We start from the raw sequence: 23,644 nt of genomic DNA, 5'->3' as shown, positions 1-23,644 counted from the left end.
TTTGAAAGCTCTCGTACTCGAAGAAGCTCGCCAGCTCGCGCTTCGCGATATCGACCTGCCGCTCGAAGTCGGTCCTCGTGACGTCAAGATCAAGATTCACACGGTTGGCGTTTGCGGTAGTGACGTGCATTACTACACGCACGGGCACATCGGTCCGTTCAAGGTTGACGCGCCGATGGTGCTTGGCCACGAAGCATCCGGAACAGTAGTCGAACTCGGCGGCGAGGTGACGAATCTGCGTGTGGGTGACCGCGTTTGCATGGAACCGGGCGTCCCGCAATTCGACTCGCCGGCCACGATGCGTGGGCTGTACAACCTGGATCCCGCGGTGCGTTTCTGGGCAACGCCTCCCATTCACGGTTGCCTGACGCCTTACGTCGTGCATCCCGCGGCATTCACCTTCCGCCTTCCCGACAATGTGTCGTTCGCGGAGGGCGCGATCGTCGAACCGCTATCGATCGGGCTGCAGGCAGCCAAGAAGGCTTCGATGAAGCCAGGCGACGTTGCCGTCGTCGTCGGCGCGGGAACGATCGGCGCGATGACGGCCCTTGCCGCACTGGCGGGGGGTGCGTCGCGCGTCATTCTGGCAGACGTGATCGGCGAAAAGCTGGCGCTCTTCGCCGGCAATCCGGCGGTCACGACCGTGAACGTGCGTGAGCAGCGCCTCGCCGAAGTTGTTCGGGACGTCACCACTGGCTGGGGTGCCGACGTTGTGTTCGAAGCGAGCGGCAACGCGAAGGTCTACGATGAGCTGTTCGATCTCCTTTGCCCTGGCGGCTGTGCAGTCCTGGTCGGCATGCCCGTGGACCGCGTGCCGCTCGACGTCGTCGCCATGCAGGCGAAGGAGGTGCGCCTCGAATCGGTGTTCCGCTACGCGAACGTATTTCCGCGCGCGCTGGCGCTGATCAGCTCGGGAATGATCGATGTGAAGCCGTTTATCTCGCGCAAGTTCGCGTTCGCCGACGGCCTCAATGCGTTCGAAGAAGCGGCAGCAGGACGCCCGACCGATGTCAAGATCCAGATCGAAATGGACTGAGCCATGGCTAAAATCGTCTGTAGAGGCCTCACGAAACGCTACGATGGCGGCCAGCCGGTATTGCATCCGCTCGATATGGAAATTGACGACGGTGAGTTCGTCGTGTTGCTCGGACCATCCGGATGTGGCAAGTCCACGATGCTTCGCATGATTGCGGGTCTCGAAGGAATCACCGGGGGCGAACTTGCGATCGGCGACACGGTTGTGAACGACTTGCCGGCGCGCGAGCGTAACGTCGCGATGGTGTTTCAGAACTATGCGCTGTATCCGCACATGAGCGTGTACGACAACGTTGCGTTTGGTTTGCGCCGGCTGAAGGTGCCGGCGGCGGAAATCGACCGTCGCGTGCGGGAAGTCGCTGCGATGCTGAACCTCGACACCTTGCTCGATCGCAAACCGCGAGCCATGTCGGGCGGCCAGCAGCAGCGCGCGGCGATTGCCCGGGCAATGATCAAGACACCTGAGGTGTTTCTGTTCGATGAGCCGTTGTCCAACCTCGACGCGAAATTGCGAGCCCAGTTGCGCGGCGACATCAAGCGGCTACATCAGCGCCTGAAGACGACGACGGTATATGTCACGCACGACCAGCTCGAAGCCATGACGCTCGCCGACCGTGTCATCCTGATGCGGGGCGGACAGATTGAGCAGGCCGGCACGCCGTCCGATCTCTACCACTTCCCGCATACGCTGTTCGCCGCGGGGTTTATCGGCACACCCGCGATGAATTTCATATCCGGAACGGTCGAGCGAGCCGCTGAAACGTGTTTCGTCCAGGTGCAGGGCCAGCGCTGGGCGCTTGCCGGACCGCGTTTCGCCACGCTGCAATCCGGCCAGGCGGTGAAACTGGCGATTCGGCCGAACTATCTGAAAGTGGCATCTGCAGACGATGAATTCGACTCGCTAAGGCTTCGCGGCAAGGTGGAGTTGATCGAACTGTTGGGCGCGGAGGCACTTGTCACGTTTGAATTCGCCGGCGAACGGCTGGCTGCCCTGATGCCGGCGAGTGACCTGCCTGAAGTGGATAGCGTGGTAACGTTTCAGTTCAAGGTGGCCGACCTGCATGTTTTCGATACCAGAACGGAGCAAAACGTCTCGTTGCCCGTTCCTAAGGCCGCCAGAACAATGCTTGCGGGTTCGCCACATCAGAACACGGGTGTGCAGGGAGCCGCTTTGCATTGACACACGAAGACGCGGCGTCGAGACAGCCGAGGAGGAGACGCGCTATGAATCCAGATCTGGAATTGGTGCACACGCGCCGGGACGAATCGTTCCGTGCCTGGGCGCACGACTATCCGCATACAGTAGCGAAATGGCACTTTCATCCGGAGTATGAAATTCACGTCATCCAGGCGTCGACGGGAAAATTCTTTGTCGGCGATTTCATTGGCGACTTCGCGCCCGGCAATCTGGTGATCACCGGGCCGAACTTGCCGCATAACTGGATCAGCGAAATCGCCGAGCGCGAAACCGTGCGGTCACGCGACGTGGTTCTGCAGTTCTCGCGTGACGCAGTCGAACGCATGGTGGCCGCATTCGCCGAGTTACACGCGATCGTCGGTCTGGTCGACGACGCGGCGCGCGGAATACAGTTTCCGGATGAGGTGGGCCGGACCATTGCCCCCATGATGCTGGAGCTTGCCGGGGCGCACGGTTGCCGCCGCGTCGAATTGTTGATGTCGATCTTCGACAGGCTGTCGTCGTGCACCGAGCGCACCTTGCTTGCGGGGCCCGCATACGATGTCAATGCGCATCGCTACATGCAATCCACAATCAATCAGGTGCTCTCGTACATCCAGCAGAACCTCCCTGGCACATTGCGTGAAACCGATGTCGCGGAACTTGCCGGCATGAGCGTGAGCACGTTCACCCGCTTTTTCCGGCGACATACCGGGTGTACGTTCGTGCAGTACCAGAACCGCCTGCGGATTAACGAGGCCTGTGAACTGCTGATGTGTTCGACGCTTAGCGTGACCGAGATCTGCTATCGCGTTGGCTTTAACAATCTGTCGAACTTCAATCGTCAATTCCTTTCAACGAAGGCGATGCCGCCGTCGAAATTCCGCGCGCTGCATCAGCTTAACGAACACATGATCGCGGCTTGACGTTTTGCTTCGACAAAACGCGCCGGCCGCAAGAACCAGGACGACACTCTTGACTTTCCTTGGAATCGACCTTGGGACCTCCGAGGTCAAAGCGCTACTCACAGACGACGAATCGCATACGCTGGCCACCGGCAGCGCACGGCTTGAAGTCGAAAACCCTCACCCCCACTGGTCCGAACAGAGTCCGCAGGCGTGGTGGCACGCCACGCTCGATGCCGTCACGCAAGTACGAACGTCCAATCCCGCCGGCTTTTCGGCGCTACGTGGTATTGGGTTATCTGGACAGATGCATGGCGCGACCCTGCTCGATCGGGCCGGCCAGGTGTTACGTCCAGCGATTCTGTGGAACGACACACGGGCATCCGCCGAATGTGTGGAGCTTGAAGCGCTGGTTCCAGAATCGCGCCTGATTACCGGCAACCTTGCGATGCCGGGTTTCACGGCGCCGAAACTGCTCTGGCTGTCCAAGTACGAGCCGGCCGTGTTCCGCGCAGCGCACAAGGTCCTCTTGCCGAAAGACTACGTAGCATGGCGGCTAACCGGCGAGTTCGTCTCCGACATGTCCGATGCGTCGGGCACACTGTGGCTCGACGTCGCGAAGCGCGACTGGTCGGACAGGATGCTCTCCGCGACCGGCCTGTCGCGTGAGCACATGCCCAGACTGGTGGAAGGCAGCGAGGCTGCGGCGCAGTTGAGCGACACTTTGCGGCGCGAATGGGGCATTGCCAACGCTGTGCTCCTGTGCGGCGGCGCGGGTGACAACGCGGCCAGCGCGATCGGCATGGGCGTCGCCGGGTCAGGTAGCGCGTTCCTGTCGTTGGGCACCTCCGGCGTGCTGTTTGCCGGGACTGACCGGTTTGCGCCAAATCCCGCGCAGGCGGTGCACGCGTTCTGCCATTGCTTGCCCGGCCGTTGGCATCAGATGAGCGTTATCCTGTCGGCGGCGTCAAGTCTCGCGTGGCTGTCCGACGTGCTCAGGAAAGATGTCGCCGATCTTGCCGGCGCGGCCGCGAATGCCGACGCACAGGGCGCGCCGCTGTTCCTGCCGTACCTGAGCGGTGAGCGTACGCCTCACAATGATGCGAACGCGAAGGGGGTGTTCTGGGGCCTCACCGGTGCCCACGGCGAGGCCGACCTTGCTTACAGTGTGATGGAAGGCGTAGCTTTCGCGATGGCCGACGGCTACGCAGCGCTGCAAGGCGCCGGCACAATACTGGAAACGGCATCTTTCATCGGAGGCGGCTCGCGGAGCCGTTTCTGGGCAAAGCTGTGTGCAACCACCACTGGCGTTGCAATGCGCCGCCATCATGGCGGCGACGTCGGCGCTGCTTTAGGCGCGGCACGGCTTGCGCGGTTGGCCGTTACAAAGGAGAGCGTCGCACAGGTGTGTACGTCTCCCGCAACGATCGAGGTCTGCGAACCCGACGCCGCACAGCGGCCCATGATCGAGAACCGGCTTGCGCGATATCGCAGACTGTACGAGGCACTGAAAGGCATTTCTCTTTGATCTATGACGTCATGATTGCCGGCGGCGGCCACCCGCCAGTGGGCCGCAGCGCTCCCGATTTCGAGCTGCTCGACGCGGCTCGGATCGCGTCGCGCGGCATGCGTTAAGCTACCCGCATGGATATCCGCCAGCTCAAATACTTCGTTGCCATCGTCGATTGCGGCAGCCTCTCGAAGGCGGCCGAACAGCTTTGCGTGGCGCAGCCTTCGCTTAGCCAGCAGGTCGCCGGACTCGAAACCGAACTGAAAACAACCCTGCTGTTGCGCAGCCACCAGGGCGTCCAGCCGACCGAAGCCGGTCGCGCACTCTATCTTCGCGCTCGCGACGTGCTCCGTCAGATGGCGCAGATTCCCCTCGCGGTGCAGGTCAATGGCACGGAATCCGGGCAGGTTGCGATCGGCTTGCCGACCAGCGTCGCGGTCGTGTTCGCGCTACCCATGTTCAACTACGTACGGCGTCATTATCCTGGCATCCGTTTGCAGATCGTCGAAGGCATGAGCGGATACCTCGCCGAATTGATGGCGAACGGGCGCCTCGATATGGCCATCCTGTTTCGCGAGTCAGAAACGCGAGGCGTCTCGGTACATCCGCTGTTCGAGGAAAACCTGTTCGTGTTCGGACAGATCGCCGGCATCGGCCCGGCGCATGACGTCACGTTGCGTCAACTCGCGAATGTGCCGATGGTTCTACCGAGCGCGGCGAACGGTTTGCGCGTGCTGATCGAGCGCGCCTTCGCACGCGAAGGCATCGAGCCCGATATCGTCGCCGACGTCGACTCGCTGCCGACCATGCTCGCCATCGCACGCCAGGGCGAGGTGGTGACGATCGTCTCGTCGGATGCATTCGGGCGCAACACCGCGGACCAGCATCTGATCCATCGGCTGATCGATCCGGAGATCAGCCGTCCCGTCGGCTTGTGTGTACCGAATGCGCTGCCCACCAGCGCCGCGTCGCTGGCGATTCAGAAGGTGGTCACACGCCTTGTCGCCGAGCTGGTCGAAAGCGGCGTCTGGTCCGGTGTGCTGCACCCCAACGACGCCGGCACGTCATAGCTATAGGCGTCGCCTATACCCGGTAGCTCCAATCGGTATTTCACGCCGATGCGGCACGCGTCTACATTGTGGCCTTCGCAGTCGATAAGAGATGCTCGCTCAGAGCCCGAAGGAGACGCATGTACACCCAGATTTTCGACCCCGTCGCGCACTCGATAGGGGCTTCCGCATTTTTCGCCGTTCTTCCCCTGCTCACCCTGTTCGTCCTGCTCGGCGTCCTGCGCTTGCAGGCGCGCTGGGCAGCACTTGCTTCACTCGCGGTGTCGATGGCGGTCGCGATTTTCGTCTACGGGATGCCGGCCGGACAAACAGCCAGTGGCGCGCTCGAGGGCGCCGCGATCGGCTTCTTTCCGATCATCTGGATTGGCATCAACGCAATCTGGCTGTTCAAGCTGACTCAGGAAAGCGGCCACGCCGACGTGCTGCGGCGCGCCCTCGCCCGCGTCAGCGCCGACCAGCGCGTGCAAGCGGTGCTGATCGCGTTCTGCTTCGGTGCGCTGCTGGAAGCGCTGGCCGGCGGTGGTGCGCCGGTCGCGATCTGCGCGGTGCTGCTGATCTCGATCGGTGTCGAGCCGCTGAAGGCCGCAGCGGTTTGCCTGATCGCCGATACCAGCCCGGTCGCGTTCGGCGCGCTGGGCTTGCCCATTACCGTGCTCGCCAAGATCACCCGTTTGCCGGTTCATGAGATCAGCGTGATGGTGGGACGGCAAACGCCATTGCTGTCGCTCTTCATTCCGCTGATCCTCGTATTCATCGTCGACGGCCGGCGTGGCATAAAGGAAGTCTGGCCGCTTGCGCTGGTCACCGGAGTCGTGTTCGCGTTCACGCAGTTTGCAGGGTCGATGCTGCTGCCGGTCGAACTCGTCGATATCGTCGCCGCATTGATCTGCGCGGGCGCTTCCATCGCGTTCCTGCGCCTCTGGTCGCCGGGCGTGTTGCGCGCCGACCTGGCGGGTGCGGGAGCGGTGGTAGTCAATTCCGGTGGCCATCGACGTCCCGACGCCGACCATGGTCATGGCCTCGCGAGTGCGTCCAACAGCGCCACCATGGCTATGCCGATGCCGGGCTCAGGCACGCAGTTCCACCATTCAGCCGTACGCGGCAATGCATCAGCCGACACTGCCCAGGCGCCCGATTCGCGCGCCGAGATCCTGCGCGCGCTCGCACCCTACGCCGCCGTGATCCTGGTCGTCGCAGCGACGCAGATCGGCTTTATCGGTCACGCACTGGGTGTCGTCACGTCGACGTTCGCATGGCCCGGCCTGCACGTGGTCGATCCGAAAGGGGCCGCCGTATCGGCTACCGGCGCCAAGTTCGAATGGCTGCTTTCCGCCGGCTCGATCGTATTGATCGCCGGTTTGCTGTCAGCGCCGATCCTTAAGGTCAGTGCGCCGGTTGCCGCCCGGACTTATCTGAAGAACCTTCATGAACTGCGCTGGGCGGTCTTCACGGTGTGCTGCGTCGTCGGCGTGGCGTACGTGATGAACCTGTCGGGCCAGATCGTGACGCTCGGCATCTGGGCGGCCAAGGCGGGTCCGGCTTTCGCACCGGTGTCGCCGATTCTCGGCTGGTTCGCAACCGCCCTCACCGGCTCGGATACGTCGGCGAATGCGCTGTTCGGCATGCTGCAACTCACCACCGCCCATCACACTGGCCTGTCCGACATTCTGTTGACCGCGGCCAATACGTCGGGCGGCGTGGTCGGCAAGGCGATATCGCCGCAGAACCTCGCGGTCGGCGCGGTGGCCGTCGGCATGATGGGCAAGGAAGGCGTGTTGTTCAGACGCGTGGCCGGCTGGACGGTCCTGATGATCGCGGCGCTCAGTCTGCTGGTCTACCTGCAGTCCACGCCGGTGCTCGGCTGGATGGTGCCGTGATCGGCCCGGCCGCTGCGGTGGCATAGCGTGTGTCATGCCGCGTGTGATGCCGTGTCGCAAGAAAAGCCTGAGCACCTTTACGCATTGAAATAGTGAGGATATGCAGAAGATGAACCATCCACTCAACGACATCACGGTCGTCTCGATCGAGCAGGCGATTGCCGCGCCGCTGGCAAGCCGGCATCTGGCCGATTGGGGCGCGCGCGTCATCAAGATCGAGCGCCCGGAGGTCGGCGACTTCGCCCGCAACTACGATACCGCGATGGATGGCCTGTCGAGCCAGTTCGTCTGGACCAATCGCTCGAAGGAAAGTCTCGCGCTCGACATCAAGACCGGTCCCGGGCAGGAAACGCTCGAAGCGCTGCTCGCCCGTGCCGACGTCTTCATCCAGAATCTGGCGCCCGGCGCGGCAGAGCGTCAGGGGCTTGACGCGAAGTCCCTGGTCGCGCGCTTCCCGCAACTGATCGCCTGCGACATTTCCGGGTACGGCTCCAACGGCCCCTACAGCAACAAGAAGGCCTACGACCTGCTGGTGCAGTGCGAGACCGGCTTCCTGTCCATCAACGGCACGCCCGAGACGCCGTCGAAATGCGGTCTCGCGATTGCTGACATCGCCACTGGCATGTACGCGCTGAACGGCATCCTGATGGGCCTGCATCAACGCTCGCGCACCGGCAAAGGCATGGCGTTCGAAGTCTCGCTGTTCGATGCGCTGACCGAGTGGATGAGCTATCCGGCGTACTACACACGCGGCCGCGGCGAGCCGGTGCCGCGCAGTGGCGCCCGGCACGCAACCATCGCACCGTATGGTCCATTCGCGACCGGCGACGGCAAGACAGTTTTCTTCGGTATCCAGAACGAACGCGAGTGGCTCAGCTTCTGCACAGTTGTGCTGGACGACGCGGCCATCGCGGTCGAACCACGCTACGCTTCGAACTCACTACGGGTTGCGAATCGCGAGGCGCTGGAACGGACCATCGAGGAGCGCTTTGCCGCGTGGAGCAGCGCGCAGGTACTGGAACGGCTCGATCGCGCGTCGATTGCGAACGGCATGATGAACGACGTCGAAGCACTCCTCGATCATCCACAACTACGCGAGCGCAATCGCTACCGCAGTGTTGAAACCGAGAGCGGTCCCCACGATATGTTCCTTCCGCCGGTGACGATCCCGGGGATCGAGCCCGTCATGGGTCCGGTACCGGCAGTTGGCCAGCATACCGACGCCATTCTCGCGGAAATCGCAGCGGATACACACTCGCAACGGAGCGGCGTATGAGTCAACGCGAATCGAATCCGCAGCGGCGCCCACGCACGACGCGCACCGTGCTCGCGGTGCCTGGACATCGCTTCAATATGCTGCAATCGGCGGCGGCTAGCGCGGCTGATGCAGTGTTCATCGATCTTGAGGATGCTGTCCCTGTCGACAAGAAAGACGAGGCGCTCAGAACAGCCGTGCAGGCACTCGCCGAACTCGACTGGGGCGACAAGACGGTCAGCGTCAGGATCAATGCGAACGAGAATGGCATCCACGCGCACGAGGTCCGGACCTTGACCGCCGAAGCGCGGCGGCTCGATTCGATTCTCGTTCCGAAGGTGGAATCGGCGGACGTGATTGCACAGGTGGAGCAGTTGCTGAGCGCTCGGCCCGAGTCATTTGCACCGCTCGAAATCGAAGCGTTGATCGAGACGGCGCGCGGCGTGATGAATGTCGATAGCATTGCCGGCGCGAGTAACCGGCTCACGGCCTTGCATTTCGGGGTCGGCGATTTTTCGGCGTCCATCGGCGCGCGCAACGTCGAAATCGGCGGCACGCATGCCGGTTATGCCGTGACGCTCAAGGACGAAGCGGGCCACTACAGCGCCACGCCCCTCGACCTCTGGACGTACCCGATGATGCGGATTCTGGTCGCCGCGCGCGCTTTTGGACTGCGTGCGATAGATGGTCCATGCGGCGCGTTTCGCGATCTCGTCCTGACGCGAGCCTGGGCACTGAAAGCCGCGGCGATGGGTTACGACGGCAAGCAGGTCATCCATCCCGGGCAGATCGAGCCGACCCGTTCGGCGTTCTCACCGACCGACGACGAAGTGCGTGCCGCCCGCCGAACCGTAGAGGCGCTCGAAGCGGCTCAAGCCGCGGGCCTCGCAGCCATTTCGATCGACGGCAAGCTGGTCGATTTCGCGAACGTGCGGATGGCGCAGCGCATCCTTGCGATGGCGGAACGGGGCTGAGCGACCGGTACGCTGCGAGAGGCGTTTGCCGAAGCGGCAGTGCAGTCGCAGCCGAACACGCGCATGGATGCTGAGACTTGCCGCAACGGCGCTTCCTCGTGGAACCCGATCTGATTTCTGTTCAGCGCGGCCATCGCCGGCGAGAGACAACGGCAAAGCTCACGGCGATCGAGCCCCCTTGCATGCGGCCATCGTCTGCCGGGAAGGCATCAGCGAACCGGGGGCGGCGCTCCCGCCCCACTAAACGCGCCTGCGCAGGATCGGGATTGGCGGTGGCGTCGTCAACCGGGACATCTACACGGTCCGTGCGGTTTGGGCGACACTTAGGATTGGGTAAGGCCATGGACAATCCCGCGTTGAGAGACATATCCGTATTGAACAACTCGCCAATCGATTAGTAAAATGAATGATTTGATCGAAACGATAACTACGCAGAATGGAACTGAAACTGCTGAGAACGTTTTTGTCGGTCGTCGAACTGCGTCATTTCGGCCGCGCGGCCGAGGCGCTTCACTTGAGTCAGCCGGCGTTGAGCAAGCAGGTTGGCGCACTGGAGGCTAGCCTGGGCGCGAAGCTGTTCGAACGTGGGCGGCATGGTGCGGAGCTGACGCGTTTCGGCGAAATTTTCCTGCCCGATGCGCAAGCGCTCGTCCACGACTCGGATGAGATTCTCGCGCGCGCACGAGAGGCGGCCAGTGGCAAGCGCGGGCATTTACGGGTCGGTATCTGTCTGTCCGTGCTGACGATCGCGCCGCGGATCATCGCCGACTTCCGTCAGCAGTATCCGGGCATTGCCATCGCGTTGAGCGACCTCTCTTCTGCCGAGCAAACCCGTCGCCTTCTGGCGGGAAAACTGGATGTGGGCTTTATGCGCGTACCCTCGGTCGAGGGTCTCTCGTCTCTTCGTGTGATCGATGAGAACCTCGCGCTGGCGTTACCTCCATCCCTTGAGCGCGTGCGTCTTCCTGCCGACTTTGACAAGCTGAATGAAATGGGTTTTCTGGCCCTGCGGCGTGCGCGCGGGCTTGGGCTCGCCGCTCAGGTCGACGGCTGGTGTCGCGAACAGGGCTTTGTACCGAACGTGACTCAGCAGGCTGACGATGTGCAGTCCGTCCTGGCATCGGTTGCTGCCGGCGTCGGCGTCGCGTTCGTCCCATCGGGTGCGCAACATCTGCTACGGGATGCTACCGTGCTGCCGCTGCGCGGAAAGTGCGCGAAGTGGCGCGTAGGGCTTGTGTGGCCAGATGCGCGGAGCAACCCCGTTACATCGCGGTTCGTCTCGTTTGTCCGCGCCGCACTGAAAGGCGGCTGAGTCTTCTCTGCGGGGAGGACTACTCGTCCCCACGACTCGGAGTTAGCGTTTGCCGCGGCCACCAGCGGGTTTGCCAGCGGGCTTACGTGAGCCCCCAGCCGGCTTGCTGGCAGGTTTGCCGCGTGGCTTTGGCACGCTGAATGGGCTACCGCTAAACACACTTGTGCCTTCACCCGCGGCCGCAGCGCGCTGCGCCGCAGGCTTGCGTTTGTTTTCGCCACTTTGCGGGCGCGGTTTTTTGCCGGGCACTTGCACGGCGCCCGGCGCAGCTTGTGGCACTTTCGGCTTCTTGGGTTTTTTAGGTTTCTTGATGATCTCGCCCGTCGCGCTGGTTTGCGGCACGCGATGTTCGGCCTCAAAGCCCGGCTCTTCTTCACGGCGCAGCGTTTGCCGGATCAGCGCTTCAATCGCGGCCAGTTGCGGCGCTTCGTCGGCGCACACAAGGGACACCGCCACGCCGCTCGCACCCGCGCGGCCGGTACGGCCAATACGGTGCACATAGTCTTGCGCCACGATTGGCAGATCAACGTTGATCACCAGCGGAAGGTCGTCGATATCCAGCCCGCGCGCAGCCACGTCGGTGGCTACCAGCATACTGACTTCGCCCGTCTTGAAGCGTTCCAGCGCACGCAGTCGTGCGGGTTGCGGCTTGTCGCCGTGGATGGTGTCGACCGAATAGCCCGCGTCATCCAGCATGGCCGCCAGGTAATCCACGCCATTGCGAGTTTTGACGAACACCAGTGCGTGCTCCCAGTTGTTCTCGGCCACCAGGTGCATGAAGAGGTCAGGCTTGTTCTTTTTATCCACCGGTATCACCCACTGCCTGATCTTGCTGGCCGTGGCATTGGGCGGGCTGACGCTGATATTCACCGGGCCGCGCAGAATGCTCTCCGCCATCGCGCGGATGTCGTCGGTAAACGTGGCAGAGAACAGCAGGGTCTGGCGCTGAGCGGGCAACGCGGCAAAGACGGCGTTGAGTTCGCGCGAAAAGCCCAGATCCAGCATGCGGTCGGCCTCGTCCAGCACCAGCGTTTGTACCTGATCGAACTGCACTGCATTCTGGCGATTCAGATCCAGCAAACGGCCCGGCGTGGCAACGAGCACATCCACGCCTTTGCGCAACTTCATCATCTGCGGGTTGATGCTCACACCGCCGTAGGCGGCCAGAAATCGTAAGTCGAGGCCTTTACCGTAGTCGATAAAGCTTTGCAGCACCTGTTCGGCCAGCTCACGCGTGGGCACCAGCACCAGAACACGCGCGCGGTTGCTGGACACCGCCGGGCCGTGTTGCACCAGCCGCTGCAACAGTGGCAGCGCAAAACCCGCCGTCTTGCCGGTGCCGGTCTGCGCCGCAGCCATGACGTCCTTGCCACTGAGCACGGCGGGAATCGCCTTGGCCTGCACCGGCGTAGGTGTCTGGTAATTGAGGTCCTGCAAATTACGCAGCAAGGGATCGATCAGGCCAAGCGAGGCAAAAGACATTGGCGTATTCCGGGCTAAAGCCGCAATTCTAGCGGTTGCCGCCTGATTGCGCCGCGCAGATCAATGGTCAAAGAATATCGACATTGATCGCCGCAGAAAAACCGTAGCGCTGCCAGGCGACTGAACTATGCCGGCCACCGTTGCCCCTCATCGGCCATGTCGCTATCGCGCGCGCGAGTTCGACACCACTTAAAACGATGCCGGCGATTCACAAATGCGACGTGTCGAGGCGCTCATCGATACGCCTCGTGCCTGTCCAGCACGCGCACATACGACGCGGCCAACATCGCAATCACGGAGGAGAACAGCATCAGGCAAAGCGGCGCGTAGGCTGCGTTGCTTTCCGTCAGTACGGCTCCCGTCATCGAGGAAAGGGCGGAGCCGCCGGCAATGGTCATCGCGCCAACCAACCCGGATGCACTTCCCGTCAGCTCCGGGCGCACCGAGAGCGCTCCGGCATGGGCGCACGGATTTGACAGGCCGTTACCAACGCCGACTAGCATGCAAGGGCCGAACAGCGCTATTGCGTGCCTGGCTCCGGCGAAGAAGAGCATCAAGCCGATCAACGGACCGGCAAAAGCAACGACACGTCCCACGGTGATGGTCGTAGCGAGCGGATAGCGGCTGGCGTAGCGCCCCGACAGGAAGCTGCCGAGCACGAAGCCGGCGGTGATGGAGCCCATGTACAAACCTAGCGTTGCCGGTGGTACATCGAACGCCGTTTTCGCGGCCAATGGAGCACCGGCCAGAAAGGCATAGAACGTACCCGTTGAGAACGCCATGCACAGCGCGTAGGCCCAGAAACGAGGTTCGTGGATAAGCGCGGGATAGGCCCGAAACTGCTGCCTGATGGTGTCCGATGGATACTTGTTGGTCTCACCCAGGCGGAACCAGCACAGCGCAAACAAAGCTATGCCGGCAAGGGCGAGACCCCAGAAGATCGCACGCCAGCCGCTCGTTTCGTCGATAACGCCGCCGACCGTCGGGCCGAGCATGGGGGCGAACGCCGCTGCCATCGCGGCATAGCCGATCCGGCTTGCGGCCCCCTCCTTCCCGGTCATATCCCTGATGGCGGCCATCGACACCGGATAACAGGAGGTGATCGGAGCCTGAAGCAAACGGAAAGTCAGAAAGGTCCAGATATTGCCCGCCAGCGCGCAGCCGAGCGACCCGACCACGAATACGGTCAGGCTGGTCAACACGATTGGCCGCCGCCCGAAGCGATCGGACAGCGGCCCCATGACCAGTTCCAGCACAGCGGCGACGGTTGCATATCCTGCCAGCGACAGGCTCACGAGCGCGTAGTCGGCGTGAAAATTCATCGCAATGTTCGGCAGCGAAGGCAGGAATATGCTCAATGGCAGCACAGAGAGCGCACACAGCAGAATCAGTGTGGAGAGCGTGGGAAGCGGTCGTGTTGAAGTCATCGGCATTTCCGATCGAAAGCAATTTCGCGCGGGGCAAAAAAAAGCCCCCGATTTTGTCGGGGGCGCATGGGGACGGCCAGGTGCCGTTACCGGACCATGCGCCGACTTCCTAGTACGATGATAAACGTAGCATTCATGCTGAATTTTCTCCTGGTCATCCTGAGCGATGTTAGGCGGCATGCTTCGGCGATGTCAACTGCCGAGATTGCCTGTCGAAGCATAGGGGTCCGGCGCAGCGGCAAAGACCGAAGCGTGCGCATAGCTATTCCCACAGGTTCCGGGGCCCTCCTGTCGATGCGGTTGCGAGGGCGAGCCATGCGCACCTGCGCCGGAAAAACGCGCTAAAGAATCCTGTCCAATGCCTTGGTGAGCCTCGCGACCGCGCCTTCGACATCATGCAGTTTGTCGAGGCCAAATAGTCCGATGCGGAAAGTCTTGAAGTCTTCAGGCTCGTCGCATTGAAGGGGAACGCCGGGCGCGATCTGCAAACCGGCATCGGCGAATTTCTTGCCGGATCGTATGCCGTCATCGTCCGTGTAGCTGACCACCACGCCCGGGGCCTGAAAACCTTCCGCCGCCACGCTTCGGAAACCTTTGGCAGTCAAGAGTGAGCGAACGCGCGTGCCGAGTTCAAGCTGCTCCGCTTTCACTTTGTCGAAGCCATATGCCTCGGTTTCCTTAATGACGTCGCGCAGCGTCGCGAGACTGTCCGTGGGCATCGTGGCGTGGTACGCGAACCCGCCGTTCTCGTAGGCCTCCATGATCTGCAGCCATTTGCGAAGGTCGCAAGCGAAACTGGTGCTGGTTGTCGCGTCGATTCTTTCGCGGGCAAGAGGGCTGAGCATGACGAGTGCGCAGCACGGTGACGCGCTCCACCCTTTTTGCGGTGCGCTGATCAGGACATCGACGCCACTGGCCTGCATGTCCACCCAGACCGTGCCGGAGGCGATGCAATCCAGTACAAACATGCCGCCGACGGCGTGAACAGCGTCGGACACGGCACGCAAATAGGCATCAGGCAGGATCATTCCGGAGGCCGTTTCGACATGCGGTGCAAAGACCAGATCCGGCTTGTTCTCCTTGATCGCGGCGACCACTTCTTCGATCGGCGGCGGTGCATAGGCGGCCTGCCTTCCTTGTTCGACCGGGCGCGCCTTCAATACGATTGATTCAGATGGGATGCTGCCCATGTCGAAAATCTGCGACCAACGGAAACTGAACCAGCCATTGCGGATGACCAGACACTTCTTGCCTGTCGCAAACTGCCGGGCGACGGCTTCCATGCCGAATGTCCCGCTGCCCGGCACGATAACCGCCGACTTCGCGTTATAGACCTTTTTCAGGGCGCCGGAAATATCGCGCATGACGCCTTGAAAAAGCTGCGACATATGATTGATTGATCGGTCGGTGTACACGACCGAATACTCGAGGAGTCCCTCGCGGTCGACATCGGGAAGTAAGCCTGGCACGTTCGCCTCCGGTAATGGATGTATTAACGAATCGGAAACAGATTCTAACGAAAGCCACCTGCAGCGGCATCGGCCGGGAAACCCCGTTACCGATCCTGCAAGTTCCGGTATGGACCCGCCGTCGAGCCACGCCGGTTGGGAATGCGCCAGTGGCAACAATCGGAACGATTGTGAACCTTCGCCGGAGCATGGTCTCCCCCATCCTTCTTGTAGGAGTGTGCCACGAATACCGAACAGGCCCCGGATGCGTGGAACAAAGGTAAGCGGGTCGGCTGGACACCGCCGCTCAGGCCCAAAGGTGTTTGAACTATCCGGACATTGGAGACTTACCTATGCGTCACCCGGCTGCGTGTTTCATTCTGTCTGCCATTGATCCTGACATGTTGTACCTGTCGCTCACCAACACTGTGACCACAGGAGTCTATTTTTACGACCGGCACCGCACCCCCATTCGACTCAAACCCACGATCTTCCATACCTCGGGGAACATCCACATCGATGAACTCGACGCCAGCGGGTTGCCGATAGCCCAGCTTGAACTGCCAAGCGATATCTTTCCGCCGAAGTCGTACGAAGGCACCTGGGTCAGCTATCGCAACGGACAGAAACTGCCTATCCATTTGAACCTCGTTGCCTACAGCACTTACGGGGCCGAGCCGGTTCCCATACTCCAGGCGGCATCCACGGACCGCTGGTACTTCGTCATTCCATCGATCGCCACGCTCAATCGCGTGATCGAGGTGCGGGACAAGAAAACTGGCGATCTTGTCCAGGCGCTGGCCCCCGCTCATGGAACGCTGTGCGACTGGGGAATCGATACGGTGAAAGTAAAAGAAGACGGACCTACTCCGCAGGTAAGCGTGGCGGGAGTGGCGGTCGAAAACGGAGCGTGCGTGGGGGCCACATTTACGTGGGATCCTCAAAAACAATCGTTCCAGGAAGTGCGGCCGTAGTTGGCTCAACGTCGCTTGAAAAACAGTGTGGATAAGTGTATTTCGTCGACGCAAAAAAACCGCGCGCGTCTCACGACACGCGCGGTCCATTCTGAGCAGAAAGCCCGGCAACCCGGGCCGTGCGGTCAGAAGATGTTGCGCAGGCCGATTGCAACGCCGGTCTGATTGTTGCGGCCCGGGTAGTCCGCTAGAAACGCACCGGTGCCACGGGTGAAGTCGACCGTTCCGTACACCTCGGTGCGCTTCGACAACGAATACTCCGCGAGCAGCGTGCCCGAGTAATTGATACCGGCGCCGAGCGTGCCGTCGAGCGTTGCCGCATTGCGTGCATGATCGTAGTAACCGGCCAGCGTAAGCGCCAACACCGGCGTAGCTTGCCATGTCGAGCCGACGTAGAAACTGTCGTCGATACGGTTCGGGCTGACATGCGTCAGCACGGGTGCGCCGGCTTGCTGCTCGTCGCCATCGACAAGCCCGGTGTTGTCCTGCGAATGCAGCCAGCCCGCGAGGACCTTGACCGACGGCGTGATTGCGTAGACTGCGCCGACGTTGACGAGGTTAAATTTCTTGCCGGCGTTATCGTTCTGCTGGAACCCAACGTCGGCCGAGAGGGGGCCAAGCGCATACGACGCTGTAAAGCCGTACATGCTGTTCTGGCCGGTGCTACCCGGCACGCCGCCGAAGCCGTACATACCTTCCACTTGCAGACCGCCAAACTGGCCGGTGTACTTGGCCGAGCTATTGGTGAACAGATATCGCCCTACCGGGTTATAGATCCAGCTGTCCTGCCAGAAGTCGCCGACGGTCAGCGGATCGTACGTGTTGCCCATCACGTCGAAGAACGGCGTTTGCTGGCGGCCGAAGGTCAGCGTGCCGTACTGGTTGTTTGAGAGTCCGACGTATGCATTGCGCTGGAATAGTGTGTTGTTGCTGTTGTCGAGTTTGCCGGACCAGAGCTGGAACTGGTTCTCGAGCTTGAAGACCGCCGACGTCCCGCCGCCCAGATCTTCAGTGCCTTTCAAACCGAAACGGCTAGGTGTCTCGATACCTTCACCCATCGACACCTGAGAATCGTTATTCGAATTCGCGTTCGTCAGGTAACGCACGCTTGTGTCAACGAGACCATACAGAGTGACCGAGCTTTGTGCGAAGGCGGACTGTGCCGAAAGGGCGAGCAGACCTGCACCGACTGCCGCAAGTGTTTTATTCATGAGGTATTCCGATTGTTGTCATGTCGCAAGCGGCACGTAAGCGTGCACTGACGTAAGTGGCGCACGCCCCACGCGCCGTGTGGCGATCATATTTCGCGACAATTAATGTCGCAATAATTCGGCGCCAATGTCGCCCACTCGCAACAGGCATTGACTTCCGCGAAGGAAATTCCGGGAGCGTGGTGACGCAGGAGTTTCATCTGCAAGGAGATCGTCATGCAGAACGCTTTGTGGTACTCGTCGTGCACGATCGTGCAAACGGATTCCGCTTTAACATTCGGCGTATCCTTTCGAATCAGATGTTCGAAAACCCTTAACCCACAACCGATGTAACGAATCCATGCAAGCAAAGCTCAGAATCGCCCGACCTGTCAGCGATATTTCTCGATCTGAAAACATGTATTGCGCGGCACTTAACCTGATTGTGCTGGCACGGTTCCAAGATCATCACGGGTTCGATGGAGTAATGCTCGGATGCGCCGGGATGGACTATCACTTTGAGTTCACCCAATGCCGCGAACACCCGGTAGCCGCCTCACCGACGCACGAGGATTTACTGGTGTTTTATGCTCCGGACCGGGAAGCGTGGGAGTCGGCATGCGACCGGTTTGTCGACAACGGATTCGTTCGGGTCAAGTCGTTCAACCCTTATTGGGACGTGTCGGGTCGAACATTCGCGGACCCCGATGGGTATCGAGTCGTCATGCAAAATACGGCGTGGTCCTCGTAGTGCGCAGGCAATGAGGCGCACCTGACGGTTTCAGTTGCGAGCATCGGAAATCAATCGTTCGGTATCTGTTGACAATAGTGAGGAATCACCATGCGCCGTTTCGTTTGGTCAATTCTGCCTGGCCTTTTCGCCGCTGCGACGCTAGTCGCCATTCCAATCGCAGCGCTTGCCTGCACCCGCGTCGTCTATCTTGGCGACAATAACGACGTCATCACCGCCCGATCGATGGATTGGAAGCTCGACATTTCAACCAATCTCTACATCCTGCCGCGTGGCATTGCCCGCAACGGCGAGGCAGGGCCGAACTCACTCAAATGGACCGCCCGATACGGTAGCGTGGTCGCGACCGGCTACGACGTTTCCACCACCGACGGCATGAACGAGAAAGGCCTCGCAGCGGAACTCCTCTGGCTCGTCGAATCGCAGTACCCGGTTTTCGACAACAACTCGAAACCGGGACTTACCATTGCCGCCTGGGCGCAGTACGTCCTGGACAATTTCGCAACGGTCTCGGAGGCTGTCGCCGCGCTCGAGAAAGAACCCTTCACCATAGTCACGGACAATGTCCCCGGAGAAAAGCGCCTCGCCACGCTGCACCTCGCCATTTCGGATGCTACCGGCGACAGCGCTATCGTCGAGTACATCGCAGGCAAGCAGGTCATCCACCACGGCAGGCAGTATCAGGTGATGACCAACTCGCCGACTTTCGACGAACAACTTGCCCTGAACGAGTACTGGAAAGGCATCGGCGGCACAGTCTGGTTGCCCGGTACAAACCGCTCCGCGGATCGATTCGCGCGCGCTTCGTTCTACATCAATGCCATTCCCAAAAGTGAAGACCCCGCCGTCGCACTCGCCAGCGTCTTCAGCGTGATCCGCAATGTGTCTGTGCCGTTCGGCATTACCACGCCGGACGAGCCGAACATTTCCTCCACCCGCTGGCGCACGGTCGCCGATCACAAGCGTTTGCTCTACTTCTTTGAATCGGCATTAACGCCAAACACGTTCTGGGTCGACCTGAAGAAGGTTGACTTCTCCCCGGGCGCACCAGTCAAACGTCTCGATCTCGGTAAGGATCAGCGCAATACTTTCGACGGCGAAGTGTCGAAGTACTTTCAACCTGCACCACCGTTTCGATTCCTCGGGCTAGGTGGTGGGGCGTAACGCTTACGCATAACGTCAAGCCCTCATTTGCCGACCCGCTCGCCCATTGCTTCAGCCACCGCGTCACGCACGCAGGAGGCGAGTAGCTCTGAGGCCCGTGTGTGCGGCACGCGCGCCGGCCGTGCGATCACAAGCGGCTGGATCACGGTGGCTTCACGTATTGGCCGCTCGGCAACAAGCGGCGTCTGCGCGACCGCGGGACTTTGCGTAATCAGTAACGACACGCCAAGTCCGCTCGCGACCATCGCGCGCACGAGTTCAATGGAGGTTGCCCGATATCGCACGTTGGGCGCCAGACCATGCTGCCAGAACGGCGCCATCAGGAAATCGCGACTTTGGGGTAGGTCGATCTGGATGAAAGGCTGCGCTGCAAGTTCGTGCAGCGAGATCGCGCGGCGTCGTTTAGCCAACGGCGTCTCGCTGGGCACGAGTGCGTACGGCTTGAGTTCGGCGAGACATTCGCGCTCGATGTCGATCGGCAAGCCCACGTCGTACATGAGTGCGAGATCGATCTGGCGCTTGTGTAGCCACTCATCGAGTTGCGTCAGGTCGCCTTCCCGGAAGTGCACGGTCAAAGCGGGAAAGCGCGCCTGCGCGAGCTTAAGCACGCGCGGCAGATAGACGGGCGCGATCGTGCGGAACACGCCGATTTGCACCAAGCCGCCGTTTCCTTCGCCGACGTCGTCGGTAATGAACGCCGATGCTGAGGCGAGCAGGTGACGCGCCTCGTCCAGCTTTCGTTGTCCAAACTGCGTGAGCGTCATACCGGTGCCCGCGTCGCGCGTGAACAGCGGCGCGTCGAATAGCGCCTCCAGTTCACGAATTGCCACGGAGATCGAAGGCTGCGACACGTTCAGGTGCCTCGCCGCAGCAGTCGTGCTGCCGGTTTCCGCGGCGGTGACGAAGTAGCGTAGCAGCCTGAGCGACAGTGCCATAGGATTTTTATATAACCGTTAATTTATTCTAATATTTTATCCTATTACCTGCGCCGCTCAGAATGTCTCCACCAGCCGAACTGGCCGGCTGTTCTGGAGGAATACCCCGTGACATTGCCCGCGCTGCCGCTCGAAGGCATTCGTGTGATCGATTTTTCCCGCGTGCTCGCGGGCCCGCTGTGCTCCGCGCTGCTCAGTGATCTGGGTGCTGAAGTCATCAAGATCGAGCCGCCCGGCGGCGACGACTATCGCGCAATCGGCCCGTTCTCCGCCGGCGAGAGCGGTCTTTTCAGCGCGATGAACCGCAACAAACAAAGCGTGGTGATCGACCTGAAACGCGACGAAGGCCGCGAGCTCGCTCAGGCACTCTGCGCCCGGGCCGATGTCGTCGTCGAGAACTTTCGTCCCGGTGTGGCCGAGCGTCTGGGCATTGGCTACGCGCAACTCGCCGCGCACAATCCTGGGCTCGTTTATGCGAGCGTCTCAGGTTTCGGTCAGACGGGTCCGGAGTCTCATCGACCCGCCTACGACATCATCCTGCAGGCGATGTGCGGGCTCATGGACGCGACGGGTTCACCCGACGGGGCGCCGACGCTTGTCGGCGATTCCGTTTCGGACGTGGTAAGCGGCATCTTTGCGTCGTGGGGCGTGCTGGCTGCGTTGCTCGCGCGCGAGCGAACCGGCAAGGGTACGCACGTGGACGTCGCGATGTTCGACGCGACGCTTAGCCTGACCACTGCGCTGGTCGCGCGCTACGCGACCACCGGCATTGCGCCGCAACGTGTTGGGAACCGGCACCCGTCGTCGGCGCCGTTTGGAGCCTATCGCGCGAGAGACGGCTATTTTGTCGTGGCGGTGCTCAACAATCGTCTTTTCGAGCGCCTGGCACACGCAATGGACCAGCCCCTGCTGATCGACGATGCGCGCTTTGCGAACGATGCAGCGCGATGCGAGAACGAAGCTGCATTGCGCGCCTGCATCGAATCATGGTCTGGAATCCATAGCATTGCCGAAGTGAATGCGCTACTGAGCGAAGCCGGCATTCCCGTTGCGCCGATCCAGAACATCAGTGAAGCGCTGGAGAGCGAGCAAGCACGTGCGCGCGGCGTTCTGGTCGAGGCGCCGGCCGGCGGCGGTGGCGTCGTGCGCCTGCCAAAGCAGCCGGTCCACTTCTCGGCGTGGCCCACCACGCGCACGACGCGCGCGCCGCGCCTTGGCGAGCATACGCAGGCGGTCCTGCAACAGCAACTCGGCGTCGATACGGCGTATGTCGCCACGCTGGTTGCCGCCGGTGTACTACATGTGGACGAAACCACCGACTTGCGAAGCGAAACGAATCAGGAGACGAACAATGCTTAAACGAATGGGTGTGACCGAGGCCGACCTGGAGATTGCGGAGGCCATCCGGCGCTTCGCGCAAGCAGAGTTGGCACCACACGCGGCGCAGGTCGACCGGGACGAAATTTCCACTACGCGCTATGTCCCGGCGCTTGCCGAGTTGGGCGTGATGGGATTGAACCTGCCGGAGCGCTGGGGTGGCATTGACGCTTCGCCCGCCGCGATCATTCTCGCACTGGCGGAAATTGCGCGCGCATGCGCATCGACTTCGTCGATGATCGGCGCGCACTACCTTGCAACCGACTCCATCCTGATCGGCGGCGACGATGCATTGCGTGCACGCTACCTGCCCGACGCGGCGACGGGCCTCAAGCTTGGCGCGTTCGCCTTGACCGAGCCGCAAGCCGGCTCCAATCCGGCGGGCATGACGACACGGGCTGTGCGCGAGGGTGACGGCTACCGCTTGCGGGGTGTGAAGCACTTCATTTCAAACGCGGCAGCGGCGCAATTCATCGTGGTCTATGCGAAGACCGGGACGGATCTCGGGACCCGAGGGATCAGCGCGTTCGTCATTGATCGCGATACGCCGGGGGTGTCGGTGTCACCGGCCGAAATGCTGATGGGCATTCGGGGCGCGCCGGCGCACGAGGTTGCGCTCGATTGCCATGTGCCGGCGGCAAACCGGCTGGGCGAAGAAGGCACCGGCTTTCGCACGGCGATGAAGGTGCTCGACAACAGCCGCCTGGACGTGGCTGCGACGAGCCTTGGCCTCGCCGAAGCGGCGCTCAGTGACGCAGTGGAGTGGGCGAAGACGCGCTGCGTCGGCGGCGAGCCGCTCGCAAGCAAGCAGGGACTGCAATGGAAATTCGCGGACATGAAGACGCGGCTGGAGGCCGCGTGGCTTCTGAGCTTGCAGGCCGCGGCGCGGCGCGCGGCAGGCGAACCGTTCACCGAAGCGGCGTCGATGGCGAAGCTCTATGCGTCTGAGATGGTGGCATTCGTCACCGACGCCGCTTTGCAGATGCATGGCGGCTATGGCTTCACGCGCGAGATGCGCGTGGAACGGCTCGTGCGCGATGCGCGGATTCTGCGCATTTACGAAGGGTCGTCGGAAATTCAGCGCACGGTGATCGCGAGGTCGGTTCTCGCGTAACGACAATGAATATGGGGAGTTCGAAAGTGAAAGTGCTGGTGGCAGTCAAACGTGTGGTAGATGCCAACGTGAAAGTGAGTGTGAAATCCGATAGTACGGGCGTCGACATCGCGAACGTGAAGATGTCGATGAATCCGTTCGACGAAATCGCGGTTGAAGAAGCAGTGCGTCTGAAGGAAGCGGGCGTGGCGACCGAAGTGATCGCCGTGTCGGCGGGTGTGGCGCAAGCGCAGGAAACGCTGCGCACGGCGCTGGCGATCGGCGCGGATCGCGCGATCCTGATCGAGTCGAACGAAGAACTGCAGCCGCTGGCGGTCGCCAAGCTGCTCAAGGCGCTGGTCGACAAGGAACAGCCGCAGCTGGTCATCCTCGGCAAGCAGGCGATCGACGACGATTCGAACCAGACCGGCCAGATGCTGGCTGCGCTGGCAAACCTGCCGCAAGCCACGTTTGCCTCGAAGGTTGTCGTGGCGGACGGCAAGGCGACGGTGTCGCGCGAAGTGGACGGCGGTGCCGAAACGTTGTCGCTGACGCTGCCCGCTGTCGTCACGACCGATCTGCGCCTGAACGAGCCGCGCTACGTGACGCTGCCGAACATCATGAAGGCGAAGAAGAAGCCGCTGGAAACGATCAAGCCGGAAGATCTCGGTGTCGACGTCACGCCGCG

20 protein-coding genes are annotated in these 23,644 nt (G+C 61.6%); 15 read left to right on the top strand and 5 right to left on the bottom strand.

Annotation, left to right across the window (positions count from 1 at the left end):
• The first annotated feature begins 1 nt into the window (after position 1).
• The 9 genes from AC57B6_RS36635 (at position 2) to AC57B6_RS36595 (ending at position 11,115) form a co-directional block, all read left to right on the top strand.
• Positions 2-1,036 (top strand): NAD(P)-dependent alcohol dehydrogenase, encoded by a 1,035-nt coding sequence (locus tag AC57B6_RS36635; protein ID WP_106355468.1) that lies wholly within the window; start codon positions 2-4, stop codon positions 1,034-1,036.
• Positions 1,037-1,039: 3 nt separating this feature from the next.
• A complete protein-coding gene (locus AC57B6_RS36630) occupies positions 1,040-2,215 on the top strand; it encodes an ABC transporter ATP-binding protein (RefSeq protein WP_046572277.1) in 1,176 nt (391 codons plus the stop codon).
• Positions 2,216-2,259: 44 nt separating this feature from the next.
• A complete protein-coding gene (locus AC57B6_RS36625; RefSeq protein ID WP_496423165.1) occupies positions 2,260-3,138 on the top strand; it encodes an AraC family transcriptional regulator in 879 nt (292 codons plus the stop codon).
• A gap of 49 nt (positions 3,139-3,187) precedes the next feature.
• Positions 3,188-4,645, top strand: a complete 1,458-nt coding sequence (gene xylB, locus AC57B6_RS36620; protein ID WP_496423164.1) for a xylulokinase — start codon at positions 3,188-3,190, stop codon at positions 4,643-4,645.
• Positions 4,646-4,761: 116 nt separating this feature from the next.
• Positions 4,762-5,697, top strand: a complete 936-nt coding sequence (locus tag AC57B6_RS36615) for a LysR substrate-binding domain-containing protein (protein WP_046572275.1) — start codon at positions 4,762-4,764, stop codon at positions 5,695-5,697.
• 119 nt (positions 5,698-5,816) lie between these two features.
• Positions 5,817-7,574, top strand: coding sequence for an L-lactate permease (locus AC57B6_RS36610; RefSeq protein WP_496423163.1), 1,758 nt, complete (start codon positions 5,817-5,819; stop codon positions 7,572-7,574).
• 109 nt (positions 7,575-7,683) lie between these two features.
• Positions 7,684-8,850 (top strand): CaiB/BaiF CoA transferase family protein, encoded by a 1,167-nt coding sequence (locus AC57B6_RS36605; protein WP_028195374.1) that lies wholly within the window; start codon positions 7,684-7,686, stop codon positions 8,848-8,850.
• Positions 8,847-9,803, top strand: coding sequence for an HpcH/HpaI aldolase/citrate lyase family protein (locus AC57B6_RS36600; RefSeq protein WP_496423162.1), 957 nt, complete (start codon positions 8,847-8,849; stop codon positions 9,801-9,803). Before AC57B6_RS36605 ends, AC57B6_RS36600 begins: the two co-directional genes overlap by 4 nt.
• Before the next feature lie 436 nt (positions 9,804-10,239).
• The gene (locus AC57B6_RS36595) at positions 10,240-11,115 is read left to right on the top strand and encodes a LysR family transcriptional regulator (protein ID WP_496423161.1); all 876 of its coding nucleotides are present in this window, start codon (positions 10,240-10,242) and stop codon (positions 11,113-11,115) included.
• A 42-nt stretch (positions 11,116-11,157) separates the two neighbouring features.
• Here the strand turns inward: AC57B6_RS36595 and AC57B6_RS36590 are convergent, their stop codons facing one another.
• The 3 genes from AC57B6_RS36590 to AC57B6_RS36580 form a co-directional block, all read right to left on the bottom strand.
• Positions 11,158-12,597: a DEAD/DEAH box helicase gene (locus AC57B6_RS36590; RefSeq protein ID WP_183797257.1), complete on the bottom strand. Its 1,440-nt coding sequence runs from the start codon at positions 12,595-12,597 to the stop codon at positions 11,158-11,160.
• 233 nt (positions 12,598-12,830) lie between these two features.
• Positions 12,831-14,030: a multidrug effflux MFS transporter gene (locus tag AC57B6_RS36585; RefSeq protein ID WP_496423307.1), complete on the bottom strand. Its 1,200-nt coding sequence runs from the start codon at positions 14,028-14,030 to the stop codon at positions 12,831-12,833.
• 335 nt (positions 14,031-14,365) lie between these two features.
• A complete protein-coding gene (locus AC57B6_RS36580; protein ID WP_252890925.1) occupies positions 14,366-15,493 on the bottom strand; it encodes an aminotransferase class V-fold PLP-dependent enzyme in 1,128 nt (375 codons plus the stop codon).
• Positions 15,494-15,825: 332 nt separating this feature from the next.
• Here AC57B6_RS36580 and AC57B6_RS36575 point away from each other — a divergent pair, with 332 nt between their 5' ends.
• Positions 15,826-16,446 (top strand): hypothetical protein, encoded by a 621-nt coding sequence (locus tag AC57B6_RS36575; protein WP_496423160.1) that lies wholly within the window; start codon positions 15,826-15,828, stop codon positions 16,444-16,446.
• A 125-nt stretch (positions 16,447-16,571) separates the two neighbouring features.
• Here AC57B6_RS36575 and AC57B6_RS36570 read toward each other — a convergent pair whose 3' ends face one another.
• Complete coding sequence (locus tag AC57B6_RS36570) at positions 16,572-17,657, bottom strand: porin (RefSeq protein ID WP_028195380.1); 1,086 nt, start codon at positions 17,655-17,657, stop codon at positions 16,572-16,574.
• 340 nt (positions 17,658-17,997) lie between these two features.
• Between AC57B6_RS36570 and AC57B6_RS36565 the strand changes: the two genes are divergently transcribed.
• Positions 17,998-18,387 (top strand): VOC family protein, encoded by a 390-nt coding sequence (locus tag AC57B6_RS36565; protein ID WP_028195381.1) that lies wholly within the window; start codon positions 17,998-18,000, stop codon positions 18,385-18,387.
• Between the two features lie 90 nt (positions 18,388-18,477).
• Positions 18,478-19,551, top strand: a complete 1,074-nt coding sequence (locus AC57B6_RS36560) for a linear amide C-N hydrolase (RefSeq protein WP_496423159.1) — start codon at positions 18,478-18,480, stop codon at positions 19,549-19,551.
• A gap of 23 nt (positions 19,552-19,574) precedes the next feature.
• Here AC57B6_RS36560 and AC57B6_RS36555 read toward each other — a convergent pair whose 3' ends face one another.
• Positions 19,575-20,486, bottom strand: coding sequence for a LysR family transcriptional regulator (locus AC57B6_RS36555; RefSeq protein WP_030099515.1), 912 nt, complete (start codon positions 20,484-20,486; stop codon positions 19,575-19,577).
• A gap of 108 nt (positions 20,487-20,594) precedes the next feature.
• On the opposite strand from AC57B6_RS36555, the gene AC57B6_RS36550 reads away from it, so the two are divergent.
• From AC57B6_RS36550 to AC57B6_RS36540, 3 genes are all read left to right on the top strand, one after another.
• On the top strand, positions 20,595-21,845 hold the full coding sequence (locus tag AC57B6_RS36550; protein ID WP_496423158.1) for a CaiB/BaiF CoA transferase family protein: 1,251 nt from the start codon (positions 20,595-20,597) through the stop codon (positions 21,843-21,845).
• Positions 21,838-22,977 carry an acyl-CoA dehydrogenase family protein gene (locus AC57B6_RS36545; RefSeq protein WP_046572264.1) on the top strand — a complete coding sequence of 380 codons (1,140 nt, stop codon included), beginning with the start codon at positions 21,838-21,840 and terminating at the stop codon, positions 22,975-22,977. Before AC57B6_RS36550 ends, AC57B6_RS36545 begins: the two co-directional genes overlap by 8 nt.
• A gap of 26 nt (positions 22,978-23,003) precedes the next feature.
• The coding region (locus AC57B6_RS36540) for an electron transfer flavoprotein subunit beta/FixA family protein (protein ID WP_496423306.1) at positions 23,004-23,644 on the top strand (641 nt) is incomplete at its 3' end.

The sequence above is a fragment of the Paraburkholderia sp. BGA-UO-ETr-F12 genome, assembly GCF_059567945.1.
Note: the sequence above shows the minus strand (reverse complement) of the source record. Positions and strands in the feature narration are given on the sequence as shown.